Source organism: Streptococcus infantis, from assembly GCF_047464415.1.
GTDB classification, from domain to species: Bacteria; Bacillota; Bacilli; order Lactobacillales; family Streptococcaceae; genus Streptococcus; species Streptococcus infantis_AE.
Map to the genome: position 1 here is coordinate 1 of NZ_JASHBX010000036.1, position 4,230 is coordinate 4,230.

At 42.0% G+C, this 4,230-nt stretch carries 1 protein-coding gene; it reads right to left on the reverse strand.

Features of this window, described 5'->3' with window-relative positions; all coding sequences use genetic code 11:
- Positions 1-6: 6 nt before the first annotated feature.
- On the reverse strand, positions 7-4,230 hold a 4,224-nt coding region (locus QM460_RS10240; RefSeq protein ID WP_414290040.1), incomplete at its 5' end, for an LPXTG cell wall anchor domain-containing protein.

Consider the following 4,230-nt stretch of genomic DNA (forward strand, 5'->3'; position numbering starts at 1 on the left):
AATTTCTTACTCTTCTTCCTCGCGTTTTTTAGCGATGAGAAGTCCTCCTGTCACTGCTGCAAGAAGTGCTAGTCCAAGTGAAGCGTTAGATTGTTTAGTACCAGTGTTTGGCAATTCTTTCGCTCCTTCTTTCTTAGATGGTTCTTGAGCAGGTGAATCTTGGTTAGCAGCTGTAACAGCTTTTTCAGCTGGAATAACTGCTACTGATCCATCTTCAAAGGTTACAACTACTGAGCCATCATTGTTAACTTTGATATCTTTCGCAGTTGGGTTAGCTTTCTTAACTTCTTCTGCTACTTTTGCTTTTTCGGCATCTGTCAAGTTGCTTGGATCTGTAACTGGGGTTACTGATGGATTCTTAACTCCATCTGATTCCTTAACTTTATCTGATGATTTCTTAACTGTCTTATCTGCTGGAATAACAGCTGTTGTACCATCTTTAAAGGTTACAACTACTGAGCCATCATTGTTAACTTTGATATCTTTCGCAGTTGGGTTAGCTTTCTTAACTTCTTCTGCTACTTTTGCTTTTTCAGCGTCTGTCAAGTTGCTTGGATTTACAACAGGAGTTACTGATGGATTCTTAACGCCATCTGATTCCTTAGCTTTATCAGCTGATTTCTTAACAGTCTTATCTGATGGGATAACCGCTGTGCTGCCATCTTTAAAGGTTACAACTACTGATCCGTCTTTGTTTACCTTGATATCTTTTGCAGTTGGGTTAGCTTTCTTAACTTCGTCCGCTACTTTTGCTTTTTCGGCGTCTGTCAAGTTGCTTGGATCTGTAACTGCTGTTACTGATGGATTCTTAACGCCATCTGATTCCTTAGCTTTATCAGCTGATTTCTTAACAGTCTTATCTGATGGGATAACCGCTGTGCTGCCATCTTTAAAGGTTACAACTACTGATCCGTCTTTGTTTACCTTGATATCTTTTGCAGTTGGGTTAGCTTTCTTAACTTCTTCTGCTACTTTTGCTTTTTCGGCATCTGTAAGAGCTGATGGGTTCGCTACTGGGGTCACAGCTGGGGTCTTAACGCCATTTGAATCAGCTTCTTTCACTGTTTGTGCTGGTGTCAAGGTTGCTTTTGAACCATCTGGGAAGATTACTGTTGCTGTGCCATCTTCACCAACTTTAACATCTGTTGCTGTTGGGTTAGCTTTCTTAACTTCGTCCGCTACTTTTGCTTTTTCGGCATCTGTAAGAGCTGATGGATCAACGACTGGAGTTACAGCTGGAATCTTAATGACTTTATCATCTGACTTCTTAACAGTCTTATCTGATGGAATAACAGCTGTTGTACCATCTGGATATGTCACTGTTGCCGTACCATCTTCACCAACTTTAACATCTGTTACGGTTGGATTAGCTTTCTTAACTTCTTCTGCTACCTTAGCTTTTTCAGCATCTGTAAGGGCTGATGGATCAACGACTGGAGTTACAGCTGGATCTTTAATAACTTTATCAGCAGATTTCTTAACAGTCTTATCTGGAGAGATAACCGCTGTTGTACCATCTGGGAAAGTTACGGTTGTTGTGCCGTCTTCACCAACTTTAACATCTGTTACGGTTGGGTTAGCTTTCTTAACTTCGTCCGCTACCTTAGCTTTTTCAGAATCTGTAAGAGCTGATGGGTTTACAACTGGGGTTACAGCTGGGCTATTAACGCCAGTTGAATCAGCTTCTTTTACTGTTTTCTCTGGAGTTAAGGTTGCTGTTGTACCATCTGAATATGTAACTGTTGTTGTGCCGTCTTCACCAACTTTAACATCTGTTACGGTTGGGTTAGCTTTCTTAACTTCTTCTGCTACCTTAGCTTTTTCAGAATCTGTAAGAGCTGATGGGTTTACAACTGGGATTACAGCTGGATTCTTAAGTTCTTTATCAACTGATCTCTTAACAGTTTTATTTGATGGGAGAACAGCTGTTGTACCACCTGGATATGTAACTGTTGTTGTACCGTCTTCACCAACTTTAACATCTGTTACAGTTGGGTTAGCTTTCTTAACTTCTTCTGCTACCTTAGCTTTTTCAGCATCTGTAAGGGCTGATGGATTAACGACTGGAGTTACAGCTGGATCCTTAAGTTCTTTATCAGCTTCTTTCACTGTTTGCGCTGGTGTCAAGCTTGCTTTTGAACCATCTGGGAAGGTTACTGTCGCTGTACCGTCTTTACCAACTTTAACATCTGTTACGGTTGGGTTAGATTTCTTAACTTCTTCTGCTACCTTAGCTTTTTCGGCATCTGTAAGGGCTGATGGGTTCGCTACTGGGATTACAGCTGGAGTCTTAACGCCATTTGAATCAGCTTCTTTCACTGTTTGCGCTGGTGTCAAGCTTGCTGTTGATCCATCTGGGAAGGTTACTGTTGCTGTGCCATCTTCACCAACTTTAACATCTGTTGCTGTTGGGTTAGCTTTCTTAACTTCTTCTGCTACCTTAGCTTTTTCGGCATCTGTAAGTGCTGATGGGTTTACGACTGGGGTTACAGCTGGAATCTTAACGCCATTTGAGTCAGCTTCTTTCACTGTTTGCGCTGGTGTCAAGCTTGCTGTTGATCCATCTGGGAAGGTTACTGTTGCTGTACCGTCTTCACCAACTTTAACATCTGTTGCTGTTGGGTTAGCCTTCTTAACTTCTTCTGCTACCTTAGCTTTTTCGGCATCTGTAAGGGCTGATGGGTTCACGACTGGAGTTACAGCTGGAATCTTAATGACTTTATCATCTGACTTCTTAACAGTCTTATCTGATGGAATAACAGCAGTTGTACCATCTGGATATGTAACTGTTGCCGTACCATCTTCACCAACTTTAACATCTGTTACGGTTGGATTAGCCTTCTTAACTTCGTCAGCTACTTTTGCTTTTTCGTCATCTGTAAGGGCTGATGGATTAACGACTGGAGTTACAGCTGGATCTTTAATAACTTTATTAGCAGATTTCTTAACAGTCTTATCTGGAGAGATAACCGCTGTTGATCCATCTGGGAAAGTTACGGTTGTTGCGCCGTCTTCACCAACTTTAACATCTGTTACGGTTGGATTAGCTTTCTTAACTTCTTCTGCTACCTTAGCTTTTTCAGAATCTGTAAGAGCTGATGGGTTTACAACTGGGGTTACAGCTGGGCTATTAACGCCAGTTGAATCAGCTTCTTTTACTGTCTTCTCTGGAGTTAAGGTTGCTGTTGTACCATCTGAATATGTAACGGTTGTTGTGCCATCTTCACCAACTTTAACATCTGTTACTGTTGGGTTAGCTTTCTTAACTTCTTCTGCTACCTTAGCTTTTTCGTCATCAGTCAAATTGCTTGGATTTGTAACCGGTGTTACAGCTGGATCCTTAAGTTCTTTATCAACTGATCTCTTAACAGTTTTATTTGATGGGAGAACAGCTGTAGTACCACCTGGATATGTAACTGTTGTTGTGCCGTCTTCACCAACTTTAACATCTGTTACTGTTGGGTTAGCTTTCTTAACTTCTTCTGCTACTTTAGCTTTTTCAGCGTCAGTCAAGTTACTTGGATCTGTAACTAGGGTTACAGCTGGATCCTTAAGTTCTTTATCAGCTTCTTTTACTGTCTGTGCTGGTGTCAAGATTGCTGTTGATCCATCTGGGAAGGTTACTGTCGCTGTACCGTCTTCACCAACTTTAACATCTGTTGCTGTTGGGTTAGATTTCTTAACTTCATCTGCTACTTTTGCTTTTTCGGCATCTGTAAGTGCTGATGGGTTCGCTACTGGGGTCACAGCTGGAGTTGCTGCTGTGGCTTGAACTGGATCACTTGCGTCTGATGTTTGACCATCTTTCGTTGCTTTAACAGTTACTGGGCCTGCTGGAATATCTACATCTGGTGTGATTGTAACTTTACCATCTGGGCCTGCTGTACCTTCACCAATCTTGTTGCCGTCTTTATCGTAAAGGGCAACTGTTGAGCCTGGTTCTGCTGTCACTTCAACTGGTGTCTTAGTGCCGGCTTTACCTGTGAGATCTGTAGATACAACTGGTTGGCTTGGTTTAGCTGGTGTTGCTACTGTAGCTTCTTTTGGTGCGCTTGCGTCTGATGTTTGACCATCTTTCGTAGCTTTAGCTGTTACTGGGCCTGCTGGAATATCTACATCTGGTGTGATTGTAACTTTACCATCTGGGCCTGCTGTACCTTCACCAATCTTGTTGCCGTCTTTATCGTAAAGGGCAACTGTTGAGCCTGGTTCTGCTGTCACTTCAACTGG